Genomic DNA, 22,437 nt, shown 5'->3' on the forward strand with positions numbered 1-22,437 from the left:
GACCGTCGGACGGTCGATATAAACTACTGAAATATATTGATTTTTAGGAGAGCCGGTCTTCCGGCGCCGGCTCCAGCGGGAAGGCGGCAACCAGCAGCATCTTCACTTCGGCACCCCCGGCGGTCAGCGGCAGGGCCAGCCGCTCCCAGCTACGCTCAACCTGCCAGGTCGAGCGCTTGTCGCGCGAGGTGTAGTCGAAGGTAGCGGTGTAGCGGCGCGACATCGGGATGCCGCTATGCACGACAGCGTCGTATTCGCTGCGCAGCAGTTCGGCCTGTTTTTCCGGCAATCCGTTGACCCGTTTGCCGGTCATGTCGACCTTGAACTGGTTCACGAAGGTCGAACCGTAGAGACGATAGAGATAGTCGCCGCCCTCAAGACGCTCGACCAGCATCAGGTTACCCAGCCAGGCCTTCATCTCGATGGGGTCGATATCGGCGCGATCGGGCAGGGCGCGGCCAGCACGTTTGCCCGCCCAGTAATTATACAGGGCCCGGAGCGTCTCCAGCGTCAGTTGCGGCGCGCCTTCCAGCATCAGGCCCATGCGGTTGTTTCACTACCCCCGATTCACGATTCTCTGTCGCGAACACCCGGATGTCGACCCAACATCCGGTATGTTTCGCATCATGATACCGCAAAAGGATGAATCTGTCAGCCCTGACGGCACATGCGCAACACAGGATTTGCCAGCACGACACGCATTAAATCCGCCTGCCGGCCACAGCCGGTCTTGGCGAACACGGCTTTGAGCTGGGATTTCACCGTATGCGGGCTGAGCGCGGTGCGCAGCGCATAATCATCGATATGCTCGCCATCCAGCAGGGCGGCGGTCAGGCGTGCTTCGGCCGGCGTTAAACGGAACTGCGTGGCCAGCGCGGCCTCCGCAGGGGTTATGCGGTCATCGGGATTGTTCACGAAGATGATCGCGGTCGCCTGCAGCAGGTCGGCGCCGAGCCGGTAGCCGGGCGCGGGGCTGACCAGCAGCGACAGTGGCAGCGCATCCTGGCGCGGCAGAACCAGCATGCCGGCATGCGACGAGCGGCCGGTGAAGCCGGCGATGGCCTGGCGGATCGTGTGCTGCAGCAGCGGGTTGCGCTCCGCTATCTGCGCGCGCAGATGGCCGTGGCTCACCGTGATGCCCTGTCCTTTCTGCAGCAGGCGTTCGGCCACGGTGTTGGTGAACAGCAGCTTGCCGGCCGCATCGACGACCATGACGCCGACCGCCATGGCCTCCAGCGCGGCCAGACCGATCGCGCCCTGCCGCTCCATCCCGTTCAGACGGCGATACATCTTCAGCGCGCGCGTCAGATGCGGTAGCAGCAGGCCCATCGCTTCGCGGTCGGCGACATCGTAACCATCCGTTTCATAGGGACGGTGGATGCCGATGCCGGCAATGGCGCCGTCATCGATGGCCATCATCGCGCCGGTCAAATGAAAGATGCCAACATGTTTCAGCCAGTCGGCGTAATATTCAGAATTGAGCAGTTTGTTGTCATCGACAACCTGACTGCCGATGAGCGGCACGCCTACGCCCAGCTTCATCGCACCTTTCACATACATATCCGACGCATGAAAATGTGCTTCATACTCGGCGATCGCCCTGGCGTCGTAATTGGCGGTGTTCGTGAGGACAACAGTTTTGCCGGCAGCGAGATCGCGCAACTGAATCGCGCAACTGCCTGAGTTAAAGGCGCGGGCAAGATCGTTTGCCATGCTGCGCCAGCCTTCCGGATTCAGCGCAGCCTCATACAGCCGCTCCACCAACACAGAGAACTCGCGTAACTCCATGCATCCCCCAACCGTCTGACGCGGCCGCGAGCATCTAAGCACGGCACGCGTACCGCCGGTACATGAACTTTGCGCGCATACCTCGTTCGGGCGATGCGATGACGACACCGCATCCGGCAAGTTGATGAAGCAACGTCATGCGCCGTCCACTGATGAATGGCGCGACTTCATCACGGGAGAGACAGATGAAACTCAGCTTACTGATTGGTGCGGCCGCTTTGGTTTTGTCGATGCAGGCGGCGCAGGCCGCTGAAAATCCGGCCGAGGTCGATGCCGTTGTGGCGGCGACGATGGCGGCCAACGATAAGGCCAAACTCTGCCAGTCCGGTCAGCCGGGGATCACTGCGGCCATTGGTACTCAGGTCCGGACGCTGGCTGGCCAGGGCAAGATCAAGGGCAATCCGCAGGCGGTGGGCGCTGAAGCCGGCCAGAAGATCGGCCGGAGCTGCCAGGGCGGCTGAGGTTAAACCCACAGACACGCCGCTGCCGGAGCCGAGGCCGGCAGCGGCGTCTCGCCGGCACTGGTCAGGATACGGCGTAACCGGCTAGCCTCCTTCCGAACAAGAAAACGCGGAGGAGTCGCCGGCATGAGTGTCGTCACCAACAAGGTCGCCTTCATCACCGGTGCGGCCCGCGGCCTTGGCCTCGCCGCAGCGACCAAGTTCCTCGACGAGGGCTGGCGCGTGGTGCTGCTCGACATCCTCGGCGACGTGCTGGAGGAGGCGGCCAAAAGCCTCGGCGGCCCGGAGAGAATCCTCACCATCCGGGCCGACGTTTCCGACCCCGGCAGCGTGCAGGATGCCGTGCAGAAGGCGAAGGATACGTTCGGCCGCATCGACGCGCTGGTGAACAATGCCGGCATCGCCATCTTCAAGCCCATTCTGGACGTGACGCTGGAGGACTGGCAGCGCGTCATGGCGGTGAACCTCACCGGGCCCTTCCTGACGACGCAGGCGATTGCGCCGCTGATGCGCGACCAGGGCGGCGGCGCCATCGTCAACATCACATCCATCTCGGGCCTGCGCGCCTCCACGCTGCGCGTCGCCTATGGCACCAGCAAGGCGGGGCTGGCGCATCTCACCAAGCAGCAGGCGGCCGAACTCGGCGAATACGGCATCCGCGTCAATGCGGTGGCGCCCGGCCCGGTGAACACGGCGATGGCGGTGGCCGTGCACACGCCGGAAATCCGCGCTGACTATCACGACCACATGCCGCTCAACCGCTACGGGCTGGAAAGCGAGCTGGCCAACGCGATCTATTTCCTGAGCAGCGATCAGGCCAGCTTTGTCACCGGGCAGATTCTCTGCGTCGATGGCGGGTTTGATTCCACCGGTATCGGCTTGCCGACATTGCGGGGTGAGCGGCGGAATGCCTGATCAAGCCCGCCCGCAGCACTGCTTGAACTTCTTGCCTGAGCCGCAGGGGCAGGGATCGTTGCGGCCAGGCTTCTTCACCGGCTGCACGGCCGTCTCACCGTCGACGTAGACCCAGCCGTCTGTCGCGTCGCGGCGGAAGCGTGAGCGTTCGTGCAAAGCGCGTGTCTGCCCTCCAGTCTGCTCTCGGGCCTGAAACCGCGCGACGAACTCCACGATGCCGGTGCTGTCCTCTGTGCCGCCAGATTCCGTGTCGAGAATCTCCAGCCCGAGCCACTGCGTCGTCTTCATGCCGGCGCTGACATCGGCCATGTCGAAACCGGCGCGATGCTCGAGCGCCAGCGTGCGCGCCAGATGCGCCACATCACCGCGTGCGTAAGCCGTGTAGCGCGAGCGCATCAGCGCCAGCGCGGTGGGCGCCGGTGCGCCAGCGAGGATCGGGCCGCAGCAGGCCTCGAAGGACTGGCCGGACTGGCAGGGGCAGGACGACAACTTACGCCGCCGGCTTCTCGTGCGTTTCGGCCGGCCGCGCGAATTGCGGGAAGTTCGGATGCATCGCCAGCGGGATCACGTCCACCTTGGTGAAGCAGGGATAGAGCGGCATGCCGCGCAGCGTGGCCGCCACCGCATCGGCATCGGGCAGATTCCACAGCACAAAGGTGCCCAGCGCATTGGCGCGGCGCCAGATGCCGACCAACTGGTACTTGGCCAGCATCGTCTCGGACTCGCGCCATTCGGCCTGCACCAGTTCCTTGAACCTGTCGCCGGCACGCAGGTATTCGATCCGCACGTCGCAAAGGAACAGGTTGCTGTCGGGCTTGGGCTTGCTGTCCGGCTTCTCATGCGTTTTCGGCGCGCGCGCGAACTGCGGGAAGTTCGGATGGCTGATCAGCGGTGTGACGACGACATTGGTGAAGTAGGGATAGAGCGGCATGGCGCGTACCTGGTTGCCGACCGCCTCGTTGTTCGGCAGGTCGACGATGAACATCGTGCCCATGCCATTGGCCTTGCGCCAGATGCCGATGAACTGGCCTTTCGCCAGCAGCCGCTCTTCCTCGTCCCATTCGGCGCGCACAAGCTGCTGCGCCTTGTCGCCCAGCGTGGTGAAGTTGAAGGTGACGTCGATGAGCGCGAGCATGGTTTTTTTGTCCTTCTCCAAATTGTCATGCCCGGACTTGATCCGGGCATCCACGTCTTTTCTTTTTAACTGCAGGCTTTTTGAGAACCTTGTCACGTGGATGGCCGTCAAGCCCGGCCATGACACAAGAGAGGGATGGCGACGAGGCCTTAATCCACGATCCGCTTTTTCACGTAACTGCCCGGCGCCGCCTCGATCACCTTGAGCTTGCCGTCGCCCGGCTTGCGGGCCGGCACCTTGTCGCCGGATTTCGGCGCCAGCCAGGCATCCCAGTCATTCCACCAGGAGCCGGGATATTCTTTCGCGCCCTTGATCCAGTCTTCCACGTTCGGCGGATTGGTTTTCGTGTCGTTGAGCCAGTGCTGGTACTTCTTGGCATCCGGGTGATTGATCACGCCGGCGATATGGCCTGAGCCCGCCATCATGAAGCGCACCGGGCCGCCATAGAGCTGCGTTGCCTTGTAGACCGACTTGTAGGGCGCGATATGGTCGTCCTTGCTGGCCTGCAGATAGACCGGGATCTTGATCTGGCGCAGGTCGAGCTTTTCGCCGGCCAGTTCCAGCTGGCCTGGCTGCGACAGCAGGTTCTTCTGATACATGTTGCGCAGATAGAAGGCATGCATCTTGGCCGGCATGCGCGTGCAATCGGCATTCCAGTAGAGCAGGTCGAAGGGGAAGGGCTCCCTGCCCAGCAGGTAGTTGTTGACCACGAAGGACCAGATCAGGTCATTGGCGCGCAGCATGTTGAAGGTGGTCGCCATCTCGCCGCCGTCGAGATAGCCCTTTTCCGCCATCAGGTTTTCCAGATAGGTCAGCGTCTCCTCGTCGGTGAAGACGCTGAGCTCGCCGGCCTCGGTGAAATCCACCTGCGCGGCGAAGAAGGTGACGGCCTTGATGCGGTCGATTTTCTTCTGCGCCATCCAGGCCAGCGTGGAGGCCATCAGCGTGCCGCCGATGCAGTAGCCGATCGCGGTGACCTCGTCCTCGCCGGTCGCCTTCTTCACGGCGTCGAGGCCCTCCAGAATGCCTTCGCGCATGTAGCTCTCGAAGGTTTTGTCCACCGTCGTCTCGTCCGGCATGTTCCACGACACGACAAAGACCGTGTAGCCCTTGTCGACCATCCAGCGGATGAAGGAATTCTGCGGCTTGAGATCGAGGATGTAATATTTGTTGATCCAGGGCGGCACGATGAACAACGGCCGCTGGTAGACCTGCTTGGTGGTCGGCTCGAACTGCAGCAGCTGCATCAGGTCGTTCTGGTAAACCACCTTGCCGGGCGTGGTGGCGATGGTTTCGCCCACGGTGAAGGCCTTGGAATCCACCATCTTGACGGCAAGCTTGCCCTTGCCACGCTCGATATCCTCCAGCAGGTTTTCCCAGCCTTTGACCAGGTTCTCGCCGTTGCTCTCGATGGTGGCACGCATCACCTCGGGATTGGTGAGGACGAAATTCGATGGCGACAGTGCATCGAGGAACTGTTTGGCGTAGAACTCGGCCTTGCGGGCGACCTTGGGGTCGACGCCTTCGGCCTGGCTCATGGTGGACTGCACCCAACGCGAGGTCAGCAGGTAGGACTGTTTCAGGAAGTCGAAGACCGGGCCGTCCTGCCAGCCGGCATCCTTGAAGCGCTTGTCGCCCTTGTCGGGCTCCACGAGGGGCGCGGCCGGGCGGCCGAGGAAGCGGTCGGTGGTATTGGCCCAGAGCTTGGCGTAATCCTGCCACAGCTTCATCTGTGCCTCGGCCAGCCTGTTCGGGTCGGCCATCAGGTGCTGGGCGATTTCCATGAAGGCGCCGCCGACATTAAGCGGGTCGGGATTGGCCGGGGCATGCAGGGGCGCCCCCAGCGGGCCCTGGGGCGGCTGTTTTGCCTCAGGCTGCTGGCGGGCAGCCATATCGGCCATCAGTTTCTGACTTTGCTCGGTAATCCGGGCCCAGTTCCGGGCCCAGGCCGCCGGATCGGGCAGTTTTATGTCGGTTTCCGGTTTGCCACTGTCCGGTTGCTTCGCCATCCGACAGTCCTTATTCTCGGGGCCCGTTTCCTCGCCGTGCGATTCCGGTTTTCGGCCGGATTTCCACGGTCGGAATTGAGGTTACGGGATAGGGAATCGCGCTGCAAGGCCGAACGACCGGCGGCAGGCGAGAGGCTGTTTTTAGTGTTTCAGGGGGTTCGGATGGTTCTGATCGGCAAGACCTCCGCCAGCGCAGCGGCGCCGGGCGGTTTTATGCTGCGCAGCATGGCTGGTGCAGCATTGCTGGTCGCCATGCTTGGTCTGGCGGGCTGCGGCAGCTGGGCGGATCCCACCGAGTGGAAGGATCCGACCGGCTGGTTCGGCGGCGATGACGCTGACGCGGCCCCGGTGCCGAGCGGCAATATCGCCCGCGATGCCGGCACCAATGCCGAGCGTTTCCCCAATCTGGCCCGTGTTCCGCCCCGTCCGGTGGAAATGTCGGCCAACAGCGAGCGCCGTCAGGCGGTCGACAGTCTGGCCGCGGATCGCGCCAATGCCCGCTATACCGACGAGGAACTGCGCGCCCGCCCGGCCGACAGCAACACGCCGCCGCCGGCGCCGCGGCAGCCGGCGACCCAGCTGCCGAGCGCCAATCAGCAGCCGCTGCCGCGTGGCGCCGTCGAGCCGCGCAGCCAGCAGATGGCCCAGCAGCCCGGAGCGGCGCCCGTGACCCAGGCCCCGCTGCCGGCGCCCGGCCAGCAGGCCCAGGCACCGGCTCCGGTACCGGCGGCCACACCGCAGCGGACGGACACCTATTCGCAGAGCCTGGCCCAGTCGGGCGCTACCACGCTGCCCGCCGGTCTGGCGCAGCCGCAGGGCGGGGCGAGCTACAGCCCGGTGGCGCTGCCGGGTTCGCAGCAGCTGCTGGCCATCGTCCGTTTCGGCAACGGCGCCAGCGGTCTGGGCAACGACGACAAGGCGCTGATCAAGCGCGTCGCCGAGTATTACAAGGGCGTGGGCGGCAAAGGCAGCCTGAAGGTGACGACTTATGCCAGCCAGGCCACGACCGGGCTGGCGCAGCGCCGCACCGACAATGTTCTGGCCGAGCTGCGTCGCCATGGTGCGTCGGAGATCGCAGCCGCTACCACCGCGCCGCCGGCAGGCACTGCCGGGGGCGCCGCCGACGACTACGGCCGCAGGGTTGAAATCTATCTCGTGAACTAAACGGATTTCGACTGAGGCTGAAGCGGGGGCGCGGGGCGAAAAGCTGCCGCGCCTTCGTGTAACTGAGACCCTGTTTTCTTTTTTCTTCGTACTGGATCAGAGACCCATGGATACCGAGTTCTACCGCATCAAGCGCCTGCCGCCCTACGTGTTCGAGGAAGTGAACCGTATGAAGGCCGCAGCGCGAGCTCGCGGCGAGGACATTATCGACTTCGGCATGGGCAACCCCGACAACGCCACGCCGCCGCATATCGTGGCCAAGCTGGTTGAGGCGGCGACCAATCCGAAAGCCCACCGCTACTCGTCCAGCCGTGGCGTGCCCGGCCTGCGCAAGGCGCTGTCGAACTATTACGGCCGCCGTTTCGGTGTCGAGCTCGATCCCGAGAAGGAGGCCATTGTCACGCTGGGCTCGAAGGAAGGGCTGGCCAATCTCGCCATGGCGATCTCGGCGCCGGGCGACACCGTGCTGGTGCCCAATCCCAGCTATCCGATGCATGCCTTCGGTTTCGTCATCGCCGGCGCCAATGTGCGCAGCGTGCAGATCGGTCCGGGCATCGATTTCTTCGCCGGCCTTGAGCGCGCCTACCAGCACAGCGTGCCCAAGCCAATCGCGCTGATCGTCAGCTTCCCGGCCAATCCCACGGCGATGACGGTCGATCTGTCCTTCTACGAGGCGATGGTCGACTACGCCAAGAAGCGCAACATGTGGATCATTTCCGATCTGGCCTATTCGGAGATCTATTTCGACGGCAATCCGCCGCCCTCGATCCTGCAGGTCAAGGGCGCCAAGGATGTCGCCATTGAATTCACCTCGCTCAGCAAGACCTACAACATGCCGGGCTGGCGTATCGGTTTCGGGGCCGGCAATCCAGCCCTGATCGGCGCGCTGGCACGCATGAAGTCGTATCTGGATTACGGCGCCTTCACGCCGATCCAGGTGGCGGCTACCGCGGCGCTGAATGGCCCGCAGGATTGCGTCGAGGAAATCCGCCAGACCTACAAGTCGCGGCGTGATGTGCTCGTGAAGGGGTTGCAGGCCGCGGGCTGGAATATCCCGATGCCGAATGCTTCGATGTTCTGCTGGGCGCCGATCCCCGAGCGCTATGCGCATCTCGGCTCGGTCGAGTTCTCCAAGCTGCTGCTGCGCGAGGCGGAAGTCGCTGTCGCGCCGGGTATCGGCTTCGGCGAACATGGCGACAATTTCGTGCGTCTGGCCTTTGTCGAGAACGAGCACCGCACCCGCCAGGCTGTGAAGAACATCAAGAAGCTGCTGGCGTCGCCATCGAACATGCCGGAGTCTTCGGCCAAGGCGGCTGCCAATGACTAAGGCATATGTCAAATCGGCCGCACCGCTCAAAGTCGGTATTGCGGGCCTTGGCGTGGTCGGTGCCGGCGTCATCCGTCTGCTCGACAAGCAGGCCAGCATGCTGGCGGCGCGTGCGGGCCGCCCGATCAAGGTGGTGGCGGTATCGGCACGCGACAAGCGCAAGAAGCGCGACATGCCGAAGGGCAACTGGCGCTGGCATACCGATGCGCTCGACCTGGTCTCCGATCCTGAAGTTGAGGTCGTGGTCGAACTGATCGGCGGCTCGGAAGGCAAGGCGCGCGCGCTGGTCGAAGCCGCGCTGAAGGCCGGCAAGGGTGTGGTCACCGCCAACAAGGCGCTGCTCGCCATGCACGGCACGAAGCTCGCCATGATGGCCGAGACCAAGGATGCGCCGCTGGCTTTCGAAGCGGCAGTCGCCGGCGGCATCCCGATCCTGAAGGCCCTGCGCGAGGGCCTGGTCGGCAACCGTATCGAACGCATCACCGGCATTCTGAACGGCACCTGCAACTACATCCTGACCGAGATGCGCCAGACCGGTCGCGATTTCGGCGTGGTGCTGAAGGAAGCCCAGCAGCTGGGCTATGCCGAGGCCGATCCCAGTTTCGATGTCGATGGCATCGACGCGGCGCACAAGCTGGCGGTGCTGACCTCGCTGGCCTTCAACACGCAGGTCGATTTCAAGGCCGTGCATGTCGAAGGCATCCGCCATGTCTCGGCGGTCGATATCGCCTTTGCCAAGGAATTCGGCTACCGTATCAAGCTGCTGGCGATTTCCCATCGTACCTCGCGCGGCATCGAGCAGCGCGTGCATCCCTGCATGGTGCCGGCCGATACGCCGATCGCCCATGTCGATGGCGTGTTCAACGCCGTGGCCGCCGAAGGCGATTATGTCGGCCGCATGATGTTCGAAGGCCGTGGCGCCGGCAGCAACCCGACGGCCTCTGCCGTGGTGGCCGATCTGGCCGATCTGGCCGCCGGTCGCCGCCTGCATGCCTTCGGTGTGCCGGCCGTCAAGCTGCAGCCGCTCAAGGCCGCGCCGATGGCCGAGCATGTCGGGCGCTTCTATATCCGCCTGATCGTGCGCGACCAGCCCGGCGTGCTGGCCGATGTCTCGGCCGTGCTGCGCGACGAAAAGATCTCCATCGAGAGCCTGGTGCAGCGTGGCCGTTCCGAAGCCGAGAACCAGCCCGTTGCCGTGATGCTGATCAGCCACGAGGCGCGCGAGGCCGACATGGCACGGGCCATGAAGAAGATCGCCAAACTGCGGTCGGTGCTGCAGGCGCCGGCGTTGATCCGCATCGAACCGCTCTGAGGACAGACCATGGCCGCAGGCAAGACGACGACGGCGAAAAAGGCAAAGGCTGAGAAGCCGGCGGAGACTGTCGATATCGGCAGCCTTTCGGTCGAGCGTAATCTCACGCTTGAGGTGGTGCGCGTCACCGAGGCCGGTGCGATTGCCGCCGCCAGACTGACCGGTCTGGGCGACGAGATGGCGGCCGACCAGGCTGCCGTCGATGCCATGCGCACCGCGCTGAACGACCTGAATATCGACGGCACCGTCGTGATCGGCGAGGGCGAGCGCGACGAAGCACCGATGCTCTATATCGGCGAGAAGGTCGGCACCGGGAAGGGGCCACGCATCGATATCGCGCTCGATCCGCTGGAAGGCACCTCGATCACCGCCAAGGGCGGCAGCAATGCGCTGACCGTGATCGCGTTTGCCAATGCCGGCTGTTTCCTGAATGCGCCGGACGTCTATATGGACAAGATCGCGGTCGGTGGCGGGCTGCGCGAAGGTGTGGTCGATCTCGATCTGACGCCGGCCGAAAACCTCAGACGTCTGGCCGAGGCCAAGGGCATTGCGGTGTCCGAACTGACCGTCTGTATCCTCGACCGGCCGCGGCATGCCGAACTGATCAACCAGGTACGCACCACCGGCGCGCGGATTTCGCTGATCTCGGATGGTGACGTGGCCGGGATTATCGCGACCACCGATCCGGCTACCGGGATTGATATCTACATGGGCTCGGGTGGCGCGCCGGAGGGCGTGCTGGCGGCGGCGGCTTTGCGCTGCATTGGCGGCCAGATGCAGGCGCGCCTGATATTCCGCAGCGAGGATGAGCGTAATCGCGCGCGCCGGCTTGGCATCGACAAGCTGGATCGCAAATATGCCCTGGCCGATCTCGCCTCAGGCGATGTGATCTTTGCCGCCACCGGTGTCACCGATGGCTCGCTGCTGCATGGCGTGAAGCGGATTCCCGGCGGCTTCAAGGTCAACTCCATCGTCATGCGGTCGCAGACCGGCACCATTCGCCGCATAGAAGCTGTCATCCGTCCTCCGCACCAGGGCTGATCATGCAAGTCGAGTCCGCGCCTGCTTTCCTGGGCGTGACCCAATCCATCGGTGGGCGGCGCTGGCGTCTGCGCAACACCGATGAGCGGCTGGCGCTGGCTCTGGCGCAGCAGGCCGGCCTGCCGGAAGTGCTTGGTCGTGTTCTGGCCGGCCGTGGTATAGGGCTGGACGGACTGGAAGACCATCTCAATCCGAGCTTACGCCGTCTGCTGCCCGATCCGTCCCGCTTTCGCGACATGGATGCGGCCGCCGAACGCCTGGCGCAGGCAATTGTGAAAGATGAGCGCGTCGCCGTCTTTGGCGATTATGACGTGGATGGCGCCACCTCGACGGCGTTGCTCAGCCGCTTCTTCCACGGCATCGGCCGCGACCTGCGCGTCTATATCCCGGATCGCCTGAAGGAAGGCTATGGCCCCAATGCGCCGGCCCTGCGCCAGCTGGCGCGAGAAGGCGTGAAGGTTGTGATCACGGTCGATTGCGGCACGCTGGCTTTCGCGCCGCTGGAAGATGCCGCCGCCATCGGACTGGAAGTGATCGTCGCCGATCATCATCTGGCCGAACCTGAATTGCCCAAAGCCGTCGCCGTGGTCAATCCGAACCGGCTCGACGAGACGCCGGGCTTCGGCCAGCTGGCCGCTGTCGGCGTGACGTTCCTGATGGTCGTCGCGGTCAATCGCCGGCTGCGCGCCATGGGATACTATTCGAAAGACAATCCTGAGCCGGACCTGCTCGGCTGGCTCGATCTGGTGGCACTGGGCACGGTCTGCGACGTGGTGCCGCTCACTGGCCTGAACCGCGCCCTCGTCAGCCAGGGCCTGAAAATTCTGCGCGGCCGTGGCAATGTCGGGATGGCGGCACTCGCCGATGTGGCTGGCGTGTCTGAGCCGCCCGGCGCCTATCATCTCGGCTTCCTGCTCGGTCCGCGCGTCAATGCTGGTGGCCGTGTCGGTCAGGCCGATCTCGGCACACGGTTGCTGTCCACCAATGACGCGCGCCTCGCGCAGCAGATCGCCGGCGAACTCGACCGCTACAATCGTGAGCGGCAGGACATCGAGGCTGGTGTCCTGCTGGAAGCGATGCAGGAGCTGGAACATGTGCCTGACAGTGCCGCTCTGGCGCTGGTGGCGCGCAAGGGCTGGCATCCGGGCGTGATCGGCATTGTCGCCGCGCGCGTGCGTGAAGCCTCCGGCCGGCCGAGTTTTGTCATCGCGCTGGATGAGAATGGCATCGGCAAGGGCTCCGGCCGTTCGATCCCCGGCGTGGATCTCGGCGCGGCAGTCGTCGCGGCGAATCAGGCCGGCCTGCTGGTCAATGGCGGCGGCCATGCGATGGCGGCGGGTCTGACGGTGGAGACAGCCAAGCTGAACGAGCTGAAAGCCTTCCTGAATGCACGGCTGGATGCTGCCGTGCAGGCGGCCGGAGCTTCGGCTTCGATGGGCTTTGACGGTGCGCTCGGTGTCGGTGGTGCCAATGCCGATCTCTGCGACAAGCTGGAACAGCTCGGCCCCTACGGTTCAGGCAATCCAGAGCCGCGCTTCGCGCTCGCCGGTGCGCGCGTGATCACCGCCGATGTGGTGGGCGAAAAGCATGTGCGCTGCATGATCACCTCGGGTGACGGCAGCGGACCGCGACTGGCCGCGATTGCTTTCCGTTCGGTCGAGGCTGATCTGGGTCCGGCGCTGATGCAGGCGCGCCAGACCGGTGCGCCGCTGCATATCGGCGGCCATCTGCGCACCAATCACTGGCGCGGCGAAAAGCGCGTGCAGTTCGTGCTGGAGGATGCGGCGCAGCCTGGTTGAGTTAAGGCGGCGGTGTGGCCGCAGCCTGGGCAGCGGCTTCCTTGCCGCGCAGGCGTTCGCGGTGCAGCACGTAAAGTCCGCTGCCGACGATGAATACGATACCGACGCTGGCCAGCGTGTTCGGCACATCGCCCCAGATGAAATACCCCAGCAGCAGTGCCAGCGGCAGGCCGGCATAGCGCATCGGCACGATCACGGTCACTTCTGCGTGGCGGAAGGCATCCACGGTGCAGATATAGCCGACGGCAATGCACAGCGCGGCCACCGCCACGAAGCCGAACTGGCCCCAGGTCATCGACACCCAGCCCTCGAGCAGCGCCAGAGTGAGCGCCACCAGCGTCAGCATGCCGACATTGGTCAGGATGATGATGGAAGAAGGGATCTCGGCGGCGATCTTCTTTGTCACCAGGTCGCGCAGCACCACGCAGGCCGCCGCGCCGACGCCGAGCATCGAATAGGCGTTGAAGTTCTCGGCACGCGGCTGCACCACCAGCAGCACGCCGACAAAACCGACCGCCACCGCGCTCCAGCGCCGCCAGCCGACCGTTTCGCGCATCACGAGGGCAACCACCGCCGTCATCATCAGCGGCGAGGACATATGGATCGCCATCACGTTGCTGATCGGCGTATGGAACAACGCGATCATGTAGAAGTAGCTGCTGACCAGATCGATGCTGCTGCGCAGTAGCACCGGGCGGTCGAACATCCGCAGGATGCGGGGCATCGCGCCCGTGACCTGGATCATGGCGACAACGGCGGCGGTGGCGATCAGGCCGCGCAGGGCAAGAATCTGGTGGGTCGATACCTCGCCATAGACCAGCTTGCAGAGCGCCTCGTTGATGGTGAAGAGGAAAACTGCGAGCAGGAAGGAGATGATGCCGCGCCGGTTGCCGGAACCGTGGAACCGTTTCAGGAAATTCATTTCAGGGGTGGGCGGGCAAGATCAGCGTTTGGCGTTCGGATCGGCATGGATGGGGTCGACCCAGGGCACGTTCTCGGGCTTCTCCACCGGTTCGATATCCAGATTGACCACCACCGGTTCCTGACCCGAGCGGACCAGCACGCATTCCAGCACCTCATCGGTGCTGGCGTTGATTTCCTGATGCGGTACATAGGGCGGCACGAAGATGAAATCGCCCGGGCCGGCTTCGGCGGTGAATTCGAGGTTGTTGCCCCAGCGCATGCGCGCCTTGCCCTTCACCACATAGATCACGCTTTCCAGATCGCCGTGGTGGTGCGCGCCGGTCTTGGCATTGGCATGGATATGCACGGTGCCGGCCCAGATTTTCTGGGCGCCGACGCGGGCATTGTTGATTGCGGTGGCCCGATTCATGCCGACAGTCTTGCCAGCCGAGGTCGGATCGAGCTGATCTCCCCGGATCACCCGCACGCCGTCATGTTTCCAGTCGGTATGATGGTGGTGCCCATCGTGATCATGGTCGTGGCCCATGACGCTCCTCCGCAACGTATACGGAGAATGGTAGTCGCGGCCCGGGACTGCGGCAAGGGGTGGGGATTATTCCTTGTGGCGCGGATCGAAAGCGTCGCGCAGGCCATCGCCCAGAAGGTTGAAGCAGAGCACGACGAGGAAAATCGACAGGCCGGGATAGACCGCCATCCACGGCGCATCGGTCATATAATCCTTGGCGGTGTTCAACATGCTGCCCCAGCTCGGCTCCGGCGGCTGCTGGCCAAGGCCAAGGAAGGAAAGGCTGGCTTCGGCGATGATGGCCGAGGCAATCGTCAGCGTCGCCTGCACCATCAGGGCCGGCCAGATATTGGGCAGGATATGGCGAAACGCGATGCGCAGCGGCGAATTGCCCACGGCATGGGCGGCCTCGATGTAATCCTCCACCTTCACGGCCTGCACCTGCGCGCGGGTCAGGCGCACAAATATGGGTGCTGCCGCGATGCCGATGGCGATCATGGCGTTGGTCAGGCTGGGCCCGAGGAAGGCGGCCATGGCAATCGCCAGGATCAGGAAGGGTACCGCCAGCATCGCATCGGTGAAGCGCATGATCACGCCATCGACCAGTCCGCCGGCGTAGCCTGAGAGCAGACCCACGGGAATCCCGATCAGCAGCGCCAGCAGCACCGAGACGACGCCGGCAAACAGCGAGGCGCGGGCGCCATGGATCACGCGGCTCAGCACGTCGCGGCCCAGTTCGTCGCTGCCGAACAGATGCTCTACCGTCGGCTCGCCGCGCAACGCACCCCAGTCGGCCGCGATCGGGTCGTAGGGTGCGATGAGTTCAGCCAGTAGCGCGAAGCCGATGAAGACCAGCACGACGGCCAGACCGAACACCGCGCCCTTGCGCCGGAACAGGCGGCGCAGCGCGCGCCGTGCCGGGCTTTGCTCAGTAGCCGGTTTGGCGACGGGCGCGGAGATCACAGCCTCGCTCATGTCCGCAGCCTCGGATTAACCAGGAAGTAGGCGATGTCGGCCAGCAGGTTCAGCAGGATATAGGCGGTTGCCGTACAGAGCACGACGCCCTGAACCACGGCGTAATCGCGGTTGAACACGGCATCGACGATCAGCTTGCCGAAGCCGGGAATGGAAAAGATCTGTTCGGTCAGCACCGCGCCCGACAGCAGCTGGCCGAATTCCAGCGCACCCAGCGTGATCACCGGCACGGCGGCATTGCGGAAGGCATGCTTGCCGATCACCACGCGTTCATACAGGCCCTTGGCGCGGGCGGTGCGGATATAATCGCTGGCCATCACCTGCAGCATGGCGCTGCGGGTGTGGCGCATGAAGACGGCAGCGATGCCGGTGCCGAGAACGAAGGCCGGCATGATCATGGCCTGCAGATTGGCCCAGAGGTCTTCGGTCGGCGAAACGTAACCTGACGCCGGCAGCCAGCCGAGATGCACCGAGAACAGCAGGATCATCATGATGCCGAGCCAGAAATTCGGCGTCGACAGGCCCCAGAGGCCGATTACATTGGCGACGTAGTCGGGCCAGCGGCCGTTGTGTAATGCGGAAATGACGCCGGCCGGCAGACCGATGGCCAGCGCGATCAGCATGGACAGGAGCGCCAGTTCGATGGTGACCGGCAGCTTTTCCAGCAGCAGCTGCGACACCGGCAGCTGGATACGGATCGACTCGCCGAAATCGCCCTGCAGGATGCCGCCGATCCACAGCCCGTACTGAACCCAGATCGGCTTGTCGAGATTGTATTTGGCCCGCACTTCGGCAATCGCCTGCGGATCGCGCTCCTCGCCAGCCATGGCGATGGCGGGATCGCCGGGCAGCAGTTGCTGCAACCCGAAGATGATGATCGACACGAACAGCAGTGTCGGCAGCAGGATGGCGAGGCGCCGGAGCAGGAAGCGGGTCATAGGGGGCTTTACAAAAGAGCGGAGGGCACGCCGAAGCGTGCCCTCCGGCGCATTACATCTTCATGCCGGCGAAGCGGACCAGGCCATCGGGATATTCCTTGAAGCCGGTCAGCTTGGCGTTATGGGCGTAGAGCCACTTGCGATGCAGCAGATAGATGATCGGCCGCTCGGCATTGATGATCTTCGCTGCCTTTTCCCAGGCGGCCTGGCGCTGAGCCAGGTCGGTGGTCAGGCGGCTGTCGTTCAGGATCTCGTCCAGCGCCGGATTGCACATGCCGGAATAGTTCAGCGGCTGCTTGCAACCATGGAAGCTGTAGAGATTGCCATCCGGGTCGGGGCGACCGCTCCAGGCCAGGATATAGGCCTCGAAATCGCCCTTGTCGGCCATGTTCAGGGAGGTGGCGAATTCAGTCGCCTGAATGCGCACATCGAACCCGGCTTCCTTGGTCATGGCCTGCACGACCTGCGCGATCTTGTTGGCGTCGGTCGTGGTCGGCGTCACCAGGTTGACCACCGGATTGGTGTTGCCGGCTTCCTTCAGCAGCGCCTTGGCCTTGGCGACATCGCGCTTCGGGATCGGCACCGACTTGGAATAGCCCGGATTGTTCGGCGCGACCCACTGGTTGCCCGGCACGGCCAGGCCATCGAACACGACCTTGTTGAGGCCGTTGCGATCCAGCGAGAGCTCGAAAGCCTCACGGATCTTGGCATTCGACCCGATCGGCGACTTCGACTTGTCGCTTTTGCCGATGTTGATCGTGATGCCGTAATAGCCGATCTCGGTGATCGAGGCGAGTTTCAGCTTGCTGTCCTTCTGTACACCGCCGGCATCGGTGGCCGACAGGCGTTCCAGGAAGTCGAGCTGGCCCGACCGCAGGTTGGCGAGACGCACGGTGGCGTCGATGAAGGGACGGAACTCGATGCGCGAGAAATTCACATTGTCCTTGGCCCAGTAGCCGTCATATTTCTCGACGATGATGCGATCCTGCGCGACGCGTTCGACGAACTTGAACGGACCGGCGCAGACTGGCGCGGTGGCGAACTTGTCACCCAGTGCCTTGCCGGCCTTCGGCGAGATCATCATGCCGGCGCGGTCGGTCAGCGTGGCCAGCAGCGGCGCGAATGGCGCCTGGGTGTTCAGTCGCACGGTCAGCGGATCGACCACATCCACGGTGGTCACGGCCGACAGTTCGCCGCGGCGCTGCGAACCCTGCATGGTCTTGTGGCGCTCGATATTGTATTTCACCGCTTCGGCGTCGAACTTCTCGCCGTCATGGAAGGTGACATTCGGGCGCAGCTTCATGGTCAGCGCCTTGTTGTCGGCCGACCAGCTCCATTCGGTGGCCAGCTGCGGCACGACCTTCAGGTTCGGATCGATATCGACCAGCTTGTCGCACAGCGCCGAGAAGACCAGGCGGCTGACAAAGGTGCGCGCCAGCGTCGGGTCGAGTGCGTCCGGATCTTCCGCCAGACCGAATTTCAGCGTCTGTGCAGAGGCGCCGCCGGCCCCCAGCACCATCACGGCGGCCAGCGCCGCAAAAGCAGTCTTCCTCATCATGTCAGCCTCTCCTGTTTATGGTTGTGATGTGGTGTGTAAAAAACGGGCCTGCAGCCGGGCGAGGCGTGCCGCGCCTGCGCTGTCGCTCTCGGCCGGCAATGGTGCGGCGGCCGGCAAGTCGCGCCAGTGATGGCAGGCGACGCTGTGGCCTTCGGAGGTGGTTTCCGTCGCCGGCTTTGTCTGCCGGCAGAGATCGGTGGCGAAGGGGCAGCGCGTATGGAAGCGGCAGCCGCTCGGCGGGTTGATCGGGCTCGGCACATCGCCGGTCAGGATGATGCGCTGGCGCGTCGCGCCCGGCTGCGGCACCGGGATGGCCGACAGCAGTGCGCGGGTATAGGGATGCTGGGGCCTGGCAAACAGTTCGGCAGCCGGTGCGACTTCCACGATATTGCCGAGATACATCACGGCGATGCGCTGCGAGATATGGCGCACCACGGCCAGATCATGCGCGATGAAGACCATGGTGATGCCAAGCCGGGCCTGCAGGTCCTTCAGCAGGTTCAGCACCTGGGCCTGCACCGAGACATCGAGCGCCGAGACGGCTTCGTCGCAGACGATCAGATTCGGCTGCACAGCCAGCGCACGGGCGATGCCGATACGCTGGCGCTGGCCGCCGGAGAATTCATGCGGATAACGGCGCGCGTGAGAGGCACGCAGCCCGACGAGGTTCAGCAGCTCTTCTACGCGCGCCTTGCGCTTCCCGGGCGGCACCAGGCCATGCAGCATCAAAGGCTCTTCCAGCGTGGCGGCCACCGTCATGCGCGGATTAAGCGAGGCATACGGATCCTGGAACACCAGCTGCATCTCGCGGCGCAGGTCGCGCAACGCCGTGCCGGTCAGTGTCGTGATGTCGCGGCCATCGAAGCGGATCGTGCCGGCAGTCGGCTCGATCAGGCGCAGCAGCAGCCGGCCGGTGGTGGATTTGCCGCAGCCGCTTTCGCCCACCAGGCTCAGCGTCTCGCCGGGCTTGAGATCGAAGCTCACGTCATCCACGGCGGAGACATGGCTGATCGGGCGGCCGAACCAGTTGGTGCTGGCGGTGAAATGCTTGGTCAGGCCGCGGACTTCCAGAAGGTTACTCATATCAGGGGCGCCTTCCAGCAGGCGACGGCATGGCCGGGCAGTACCTCGCGCAAGGCCGGCGCAGCGGTGCGGCACTCTGCCTCGGCAAACGGACAGCGCGGACTGAAGCTGCAGCCCGGCGGCGGATCGAGCGGATCTGGCACGCTGCCCTCGATGGAGGCGAGCCGGTCTTTGGTGTGGTCCAGCCGCGGAATAGATCCCAACAGGCCGATGGTGTAGGGATGCTGCGGCGCATCGAACAACTGCTCGACGGGCGCCTGTTCCACGATGCGCCCGGCATACATCACCGCGACATGATCGGCCATCTCGGCGATCACGCCCATATCGTGGCTGATCAGCATGATGGCGGTGCCGAGATCGCGCTGCAGTTCGCGCAACAGATCGAGGATCTGCGCCTGTACAGTGACATCGAGCGCCGTGGTCGGTTCGTCGGCAATCAGCAGCTCCGGGCCGCAGGCCAGCGCCATGGCGATCATGGCGCGCTGGCGCATGCCGCCGGACAGCTGGTGCGGATAGTCATCGACGCGCTTTTCCGGTGCGGGAATCTTCACCTTGCGCAGCATGGCGATGGCCTGCTCGCGCGCCTGCGCGCCGGTCAGCCCCTTGTGCCGCGTCAGGCCTTCCATGATCTGGTCGCCGATGGTGTAGGCCGGATTGAGCGAGGTCATCGGTTCCTGGAAGATCATCGCCAGGCGATTGCCGCGCAGGTCGCGCAGGTCGTCGGCGGAGAGTCCGCGCAGGTCCTTGCCGGCAAAGCGGATGCTGCCGCTGGCGATACGCGCGCCGCGACTGGGCAGCAGGCCCATGACGGTCAGCGAGGTGACCGATTTGCCGCAGCCGCTCTCGCCGACGATGCCGAGCGTCTTGCCTGACTCGACCGCGAAGCTGATGCCATCGACGGCGCGGAATTCGCCGCCGCCCTCGGTGGCGAAATGTGTGCGCAGGTCGTCGACTTCCAGCAGGGCCATTTAACGCTGCTCCGCTTCCAGGCGCGCGACTTCGGCCTCGACCAGTGTGCGATCCCAGATGCCGCTCGGGTTCTCGCGCGTGGCGTAGAATTTCGTGAAGGCCGCCGGACGGCCGCGTGAAACGACGTGGAGGCGGCGCAGCTCGGCCAGCGGCTCGGCATGATCGTCGACGCGCAAACTCAGCGCCGGATAATCCTGGTCAGTATGGATGATCAGCGCAGCCGACTGTCTGCCGCGCTTGTCGCCGCCTTCGGCCTGTCCGGCATCCAGCGCGTCGAGGAAGCGCTCGGCGAAGGGCTTATTGCTGCCTGCGAAGCTGGCAAAGGTCGCGTCCACCACGCTTTCGCCGGCCAGCATGTTGCCGGCGACCGAGAAGCCCTGACCGGTCCTGTGTCCGCACCAGCCGATGCAGTCCCTGCCGGTAAAGGCAGCCGTGTTGCCCTCGCGATCCACCACGTGAAGCTGGCGCGCCTCGCGGCCGTCATCGGAAGCCACCAGCCAGCGCACGACTTCCGTGGCCGGAAGTTCATCGCTGAGCATGCGCAACCCGCGCGGCCCCCAGGTCGGATTGAGGAAGGCCTGCGTCGCCAGCGCGCCGGTCCCACTCATCGCATGCGGGCACATCGCGCCGACGGCGAAGAACTTGGTGGTGACAGCAACGCCATAAGCGCCAGTCGCGGGATCGCGGGCGACGATCGACCACGTCATCTCTTAGCGACCCACCGCGTAGCCCTGCATGCCGCGCGGGTTGGCGCCGGCAGTGAGAAGCGTGCCTTCCGGGGTTTCAGTTGTGCCGCAGGCCGTCAGCCGGCCTTCCGACCAGTCGCCGCCGACTTCGACCTTATGGCCGCGCGCCTTCAGCGCCTCGATGGTCTCTTTGCTGAAGCGGCCTTCGAGGCCGAGATGGCCCGGCTTGGCGGCGCGCGGATAGAAGGAGGAGGGGAAATGTTCGCTGTGCCAGGCCGGGCTGTCGATGGCTTCCTGCAGGTTCATGCCGTGATGCACCACTTTCAGGAACATCTGCGGCGACCACTGGTCCTGCTGGTCGCCACCGGGCGTGCCAAACGCCAGCGCCGGCTTGCCGTCGCGCAACGCCATCGACGGAGAAAGAGTCGTGCGCGGCCGCTTGCCGGGCACCAGTGAATTGGGCAGGCCATCTTCCAGCCAGAACATCTGCGCACGGGTGCCGAGGCAGAAGCCGAGTTCGGGGATCAGCGGCGAGGACTGCAGCCAGCCGCCTGACGGCGTGGCCGAAACCATGTTGCCCCATTTGTCGATCACGTCGATATGGCAGGTGTCGCCGCTGGCGGCACCGCGCGCCGTGACCTTGCCGTCGCTGCCGGCGAGACGGCCCACCGTGGGCTCGCCGACACCGACGCCGCCGGATTCACCCGCCTTGATCGAGGTCAGTTTCGCGGCCTTGCCCATCGGATCGCCCGGGCGCAACTCGAGCGAGGCCTTGTCGGTGATCAGCCTGGCGCGCGCGGCGTTATAGGTATCCGACAGCAGCGCGGCCATCGGCACATCCACATGGTTGGGATCGCCATACCAGGCCTCACGGTCGGCGAAGGCCAGCTTGGACGCCTCGACCAGCGTATGCACGAAGTCCGGGCCGGCCGGATCCATCGCGGAGAGATCGAAATGCTTCAGGATGGCGAGCTGCTGCAGGAAAGCGGGCCCCTGACTCCATGCGCCGCATTTCGCCACGGTCCAGTCCTGGTAGTCGTAGGTCAGCGGCGCTTCGATATGCGCCTGCCACTTCGCCATGTCGTTGCCGCTCAGCACGCCGCGATGACGCTTGCCCGAGGCATCCATCGCCTCGGTGCCGGCGACATATTTGTCGATCGCCTCGGCGACGAAACCTTCGCGCCAGCTTTTACGCGCGGCTTCGATCCGCTGCTCGCGGTTGCCGGCGCCGGCGGCCACCAGCTTGCGATAGGTAGCGGCCAGGCCCGGCTGTCTGAACAGCGCATAGGGCTTGGGCAGGTTGCCGCTCGCATCCAGCCACAGCGCGCCGGAAGTTTTCCATTCGTCCTGGAACAGCTTCTGCACGGTCGAGATCGTGTCGATCACGCGCGGCACCAGCGGCGCGCCGTATTCGGCATAATGAATCGCCGGCGCCAGCGCATCGGCGATGTCGATGGTGCCGTAATCGCGCAGCATCAGCAGCCAGCCATCCACCGCACCCGGAACGCAGGGCGCCAGCAGACCCGAGCCGGGGATCAGGTCGAGGCCGAGCGATCTGAAATGCGCGATCGAGGCTTTTTCCGGCGCCGGACCCTGGCCGCACAGCACTTCGATCTTCTGCTTTTTCGCACTCCACATCAGCGCCGGCAGATCGCCGCCGGCGCCATTCAGATGCGGCTCCACCATATGCAGCACGAAGGCGGCGGTGACGGCGGCGTCAAACGCATTGCCGCCGCGCTCCAGCACGCCCATCGCGGTCGACGAGGCAATCCAGTGCGTGGTGGCGACGACGCCGAAGTTGCCTTTGATTTCGGGGCGGGTGGTGAAGGCGAACGGAACTTTCATGAC

The 22,437-nt window shown here is 64.5% G+C and carries 21 protein-coding genes; 7 read left to right on the forward strand and 14 right to left on the reverse strand.

Features of this window, described 5'->3' with window-relative positions; translation table 11 throughout:
• Nucleotides 1-43: 43 nt before the first annotated feature.
• Complete coding sequence (locus FNB15_RS15755) at nucleotides 44-544, reverse strand: PAS domain-containing protein (RefSeq protein ID WP_144069625.1); 501 nt, start codon at nucleotides 542-544, stop codon at nucleotides 44-46.
• A gap of 107 nt (nucleotides 545-651) precedes the next feature.
• Nucleotides 652-1,788 (reverse strand): hypothetical protein, encoded by a 1,137-nt coding sequence (locus tag FNB15_RS15760; RefSeq protein ID WP_144069626.1) that lies wholly within the window; start codon nucleotides 1,786-1,788, stop codon nucleotides 652-654.
• 137 nt (nucleotides 1,789-1,925) lie between these two features.
• Here FNB15_RS15760 and FNB15_RS15765 point away from each other — a divergent pair, with 137 nt between their 5' ends.
• Together FNB15_RS15765 and FNB15_RS15770 are read left to right on the forward strand one after the other, a co-directional pair.
• On the forward strand, nucleotides 1,926-2,249 hold the full coding sequence (locus FNB15_RS15765) for a hypothetical protein (RefSeq protein ID WP_144069627.1): 324 nt from the start codon (nucleotides 1,926-1,928) through the stop codon (nucleotides 2,247-2,249).
• Between the two features lie 126 nt (nucleotides 2,250-2,375).
• Complete coding sequence (locus FNB15_RS15770; protein ID WP_144069628.1) at nucleotides 2,376-3,164, forward strand: SDR family NAD(P)-dependent oxidoreductase; 789 nt, start codon at nucleotides 2,376-2,378, stop codon at nucleotides 3,162-3,164.
• Here the strand turns inward: FNB15_RS15770 and FNB15_RS15775 are convergent, their stop codons facing one another.
• From FNB15_RS15775 to FNB15_RS15785, 3 genes are all read right to left on the reverse strand, one after another.
• Complete coding sequence (locus FNB15_RS15775; protein WP_144069629.1) at nucleotides 3,165-3,653, reverse strand: YchJ family protein; 489 nt, start codon at nucleotides 3,651-3,653, stop codon at nucleotides 3,165-3,167.
• A gap of 1 nt (nucleotide 3,654) precedes the next feature.
• Nucleotides 3,655-4,299, reverse strand: a complete 645-nt coding sequence (locus FNB15_RS15780; protein WP_144069630.1) for a muconolactone Delta-isomerase family protein — start codon at nucleotides 4,297-4,299, stop codon at nucleotides 3,655-3,657.
• Nucleotides 4,300-4,448: 149 nt separating this feature from the next.
• Entirely contained in the window at nucleotides 4,449-6,308 is a 1,860-nt protein-coding gene (locus FNB15_RS15785; RefSeq protein ID WP_144069631.1) for a PHA/PHB synthase family protein, read from the reverse strand.
• A gap of 162 nt (nucleotides 6,309-6,470) precedes the next feature.
• Here FNB15_RS15785 and FNB15_RS15790 point away from each other — a divergent pair, with 162 nt between their 5' ends.
• The 5 genes from FNB15_RS15790 to recJ all read left to right on the forward strand — a co-directional run bounded on the left by FNB15_RS15790 (nucleotide 6,471) and on the right by recJ (nucleotide 12,951).
• Nucleotides 6,471-7,472: a hypothetical protein gene (locus FNB15_RS15790; RefSeq protein ID WP_144069632.1), complete on the forward strand. Its 1,002-nt coding sequence runs from the start codon at nucleotides 6,471-6,473 to the stop codon at nucleotides 7,470-7,472.
• A 106-nt stretch (nucleotides 7,473-7,578) separates the two neighbouring features.
• Nucleotides 7,579-8,799, forward strand: coding sequence for an LL-diaminopimelate aminotransferase (locus FNB15_RS15795; RefSeq protein WP_144069633.1), 1,221 nt, complete (start codon nucleotides 7,579-7,581; stop codon nucleotides 8,797-8,799).
• Nucleotides 8,792-10,111, forward strand: coding sequence for a homoserine dehydrogenase (locus tag FNB15_RS15800; protein ID WP_144069634.1), 1,320 nt, complete (start codon nucleotides 8,792-8,794; stop codon nucleotides 10,109-10,111). Before FNB15_RS15795 ends, FNB15_RS15800 begins: the two co-directional genes overlap by 8 nt.
• A 9-nt stretch (nucleotides 10,112-10,120) precedes the next feature.
• Nucleotides 10,121-11,152 carry a class II fructose-bisphosphatase gene (glpX, locus tag FNB15_RS15805; RefSeq protein WP_144069635.1) on the forward strand — a complete coding sequence of 344 codons (1,032 nt, stop codon included), beginning with the start codon at nucleotides 10,121-10,123 and terminating at the stop codon, nucleotides 11,150-11,152.
• Between the two features lie 2 nt (nucleotides 11,153-11,154).
• Nucleotides 11,155-12,951 carry a single-stranded-DNA-specific exonuclease RecJ gene (gene recJ / locus FNB15_RS15810; protein ID WP_144069636.1) on the forward strand — a complete coding sequence of 599 codons (1,797 nt, stop codon included), beginning with the start codon at nucleotides 11,155-11,157 and terminating at the stop codon, nucleotides 12,949-12,951.
• A 1-nt stretch (nucleotide 12,952) separates the two neighbouring features.
• Here the strand turns inward: recJ and FNB15_RS15815 are convergent, their stop codons facing one another.
• The 9 genes from FNB15_RS15815 to FNB15_RS15850 all read right to left on the reverse strand — a co-directional run bounded on the left by FNB15_RS15815 (nucleotide 12,953) and on the right by FNB15_RS15850 (nucleotide 22,434).
• Nucleotides 12,953-13,873 carry a DMT family transporter gene (locus tag FNB15_RS15815; protein WP_144069637.1) on the reverse strand — a complete coding sequence of 307 codons (921 nt, stop codon included), beginning with the start codon at nucleotides 13,871-13,873 and terminating at the stop codon, nucleotides 12,953-12,955.
• Between the two features lie 21 nt (nucleotides 13,874-13,894).
• Nucleotides 13,895-14,401, reverse strand: a complete 507-nt coding sequence (locus FNB15_RS15820) for a cupin domain-containing protein (RefSeq protein WP_144069638.1) — start codon at nucleotides 14,399-14,401, stop codon at nucleotides 13,895-13,897.
• A gap of 66 nt (nucleotides 14,402-14,467) precedes the next feature.
• Entirely contained in the window at nucleotides 14,468-15,355 is an 888-nt protein-coding gene (locus FNB15_RS15825) for an ABC transporter permease (protein ID WP_144069639.1), read from the reverse strand.
• The gene (locus FNB15_RS15830) at nucleotides 15,352-16,293 is read right to left on the reverse strand and encodes an ABC transporter permease (protein WP_144069640.1); all 942 of its coding nucleotides are present in this window, start codon (nucleotides 16,291-16,293) and stop codon (nucleotides 15,352-15,354) included. Before FNB15_RS15830 ends, FNB15_RS15825 begins: the two co-directional genes overlap by 4 nt.
• A 52-nt stretch (nucleotides 16,294-16,345) precedes the next feature.
• On the reverse strand, nucleotides 16,346-17,851 hold the full coding sequence (locus FNB15_RS15835; RefSeq protein ID WP_144069641.1) for an ABC transporter substrate-binding protein: 1,506 nt from the start codon (nucleotides 17,849-17,851) through the stop codon (nucleotides 16,346-16,348).
• Between the two features lie 15 nt (nucleotides 17,852-17,866).
• Entirely contained in the window at nucleotides 17,867-18,934 is a 1,068-nt protein-coding gene (locus tag FNB15_RS15840; protein WP_144069642.1) for an ABC transporter ATP-binding protein, read from the reverse strand.
• On the reverse strand, nucleotides 18,931-19,902 hold the full coding sequence (locus FNB15_RS20970; RefSeq protein WP_185973575.1) for an ABC transporter ATP-binding protein: 972 nt from the start codon (nucleotides 19,900-19,902) through the stop codon (nucleotides 18,931-18,933). Before FNB15_RS20970 ends, FNB15_RS15840 begins: the two co-directional genes overlap by 4 nt.
• Complete coding sequence (locus FNB15_RS20975; RefSeq protein ID WP_185973576.1) at nucleotides 19,903-20,610, reverse strand: DUF1028 domain-containing protein; 708 nt, start codon at nucleotides 20,608-20,610, stop codon at nucleotides 19,903-19,905.
• Nucleotides 20,611-20,613: 3 nt separating this feature from the next.
• Nucleotides 20,614-22,434, reverse strand: a complete 1,821-nt coding sequence (locus FNB15_RS15850; protein WP_144069643.1) for a gamma-glutamyltransferase family protein — start codon at nucleotides 22,432-22,434, stop codon at nucleotides 20,614-20,616.
• Nucleotides 22,435-22,437 lie beyond the last annotated feature (3 nt).

The organism is Ferrovibrio terrae, assembly GCF_007197755.1.
GTDB classification, from domain to species: domain Bacteria; phylum Pseudomonadota; class Alphaproteobacteria; order Ferrovibrionales; family Ferrovibrionaceae; genus Ferrovibrio; species Ferrovibrio terrae.

Bases quoted from the DNA above. Each gene is read 5' to 3' on its own strand.
- FNB15_RS15755 (WP_144069625.1), bottom strand. From the start codon at position 544: ATGGGCCTGATGCTGGAAGGCGCGCCGCAACTGACGCTGGAGACGCTC.
- FNB15_RS15835 (WP_144069641.1), bottom strand. From the start codon at position 17,851: ATGATGAGGAAGACTGCTTTTGCGGCGCTGGCCGCCGTGATGGTGCTG.
- glpX (WP_144069635.1), top strand. From the start codon at position 10,121: ATGGCCGCAGGCAAGACGACGACGGCGAAAAAGGCAAAGGCTGAGAAG.
- FNB15_RS15780 (WP_144069630.1), bottom strand. From the start codon at position 4,299: ATGCTCGCGCTCATCGACGTCACCTTCAACTTCACCACGCTGGGCGAC.
- FNB15_RS15785 (WP_144069631.1), bottom strand. From the start codon at position 6,308: ATGGCGAAGCAACCGGACAGTGGCAAACCGGAAACCGACATAAAACTG.
- FNB15_RS15830 (WP_144069640.1), bottom strand. From the start codon at position 16,293: ATGACCCGCTTCCTGCTCCGGCGCCTCGCCATCCTGCTGCCGACACTG.
- FNB15_RS15760 (WP_144069626.1), bottom strand. From the start codon at position 1,788: ATGGAGTTACGCGAGTTCTCTGTGTTGGTGGAGCGGCTGTATGAGGCT.
- FNB15_RS15800 (WP_144069634.1), top strand. From the start codon at position 8,792: ATGACTAAGGCATATGTCAAATCGGCCGCACCGCTCAAAGTCGGTATT.
- FNB15_RS15790 (WP_144069632.1), top strand. From the start codon at position 6,471: ATGGTTCTGATCGGCAAGACCTCCGCCAGCGCAGCGGCGCCGGGCGGT.
- recJ (WP_144069636.1), top strand. From the start codon at position 11,155: ATGCAAGTCGAGTCCGCGCCTGCTTTCCTGGGCGTGACCCAATCCATC.
- FNB15_RS15795 (WP_144069633.1), top strand. From the start codon at position 7,579: ATGGATACCGAGTTCTACCGCATCAAGCGCCTGCCGCCCTACGTGTTC.
- FNB15_RS15820 (WP_144069638.1), bottom strand. From the start codon at position 14,401: ATGGGCCACGACCATGATCACGATGGGCACCACCATCATACCGACTGG.
- FNB15_RS15850 (WP_144069643.1), bottom strand. From the start codon at position 22,434: ATGAAAGTTCCGTTCGCCTTCACCACCCGCCCCGAAATCAAAGGCAAC.
- FNB15_RS15765 (WP_144069627.1), top strand. From the start codon at position 1,926: ATGCGCCGTCCACTGATGAATGGCGCGACTTCATCACGGGAGAGACAG.
- FNB15_RS20970 (WP_185973575.1), bottom strand. From the start codon at position 19,902: ATGGCCCTGCTGGAAGTCGACGACCTGCGCACACATTTCGCCACCGAG.
- FNB15_RS15840 (WP_144069642.1), bottom strand. From the start codon at position 18,934: ATGAGTAACCTTCTGGAAGTCCGCGGCCTGACCAAGCATTTCACCGCC.
- FNB15_RS20975 (WP_185973576.1), bottom strand. From the start codon at position 20,610: ATGACGTGGTCGATCGTCGCCCGCGATCCCGCGACTGGCGCTTATGGC.
- FNB15_RS15770 (WP_144069628.1), top strand. From the start codon at position 2,376: ATGAGTGTCGTCACCAACAAGGTCGCCTTCATCACCGGTGCGGCCCGC.
- FNB15_RS15815 (WP_144069637.1), bottom strand. From the start codon at position 13,873: ATGAATTTCCTGAAACGGTTCCACGGTTCCGGCAACCGGCGCGGCATC.
- FNB15_RS15825 (WP_144069639.1), bottom strand. From the start codon at position 15,355: ATGAGCGAGGCTGTGATCTCCGCGCCCGTCGCCAAACCGGCTACTGAG.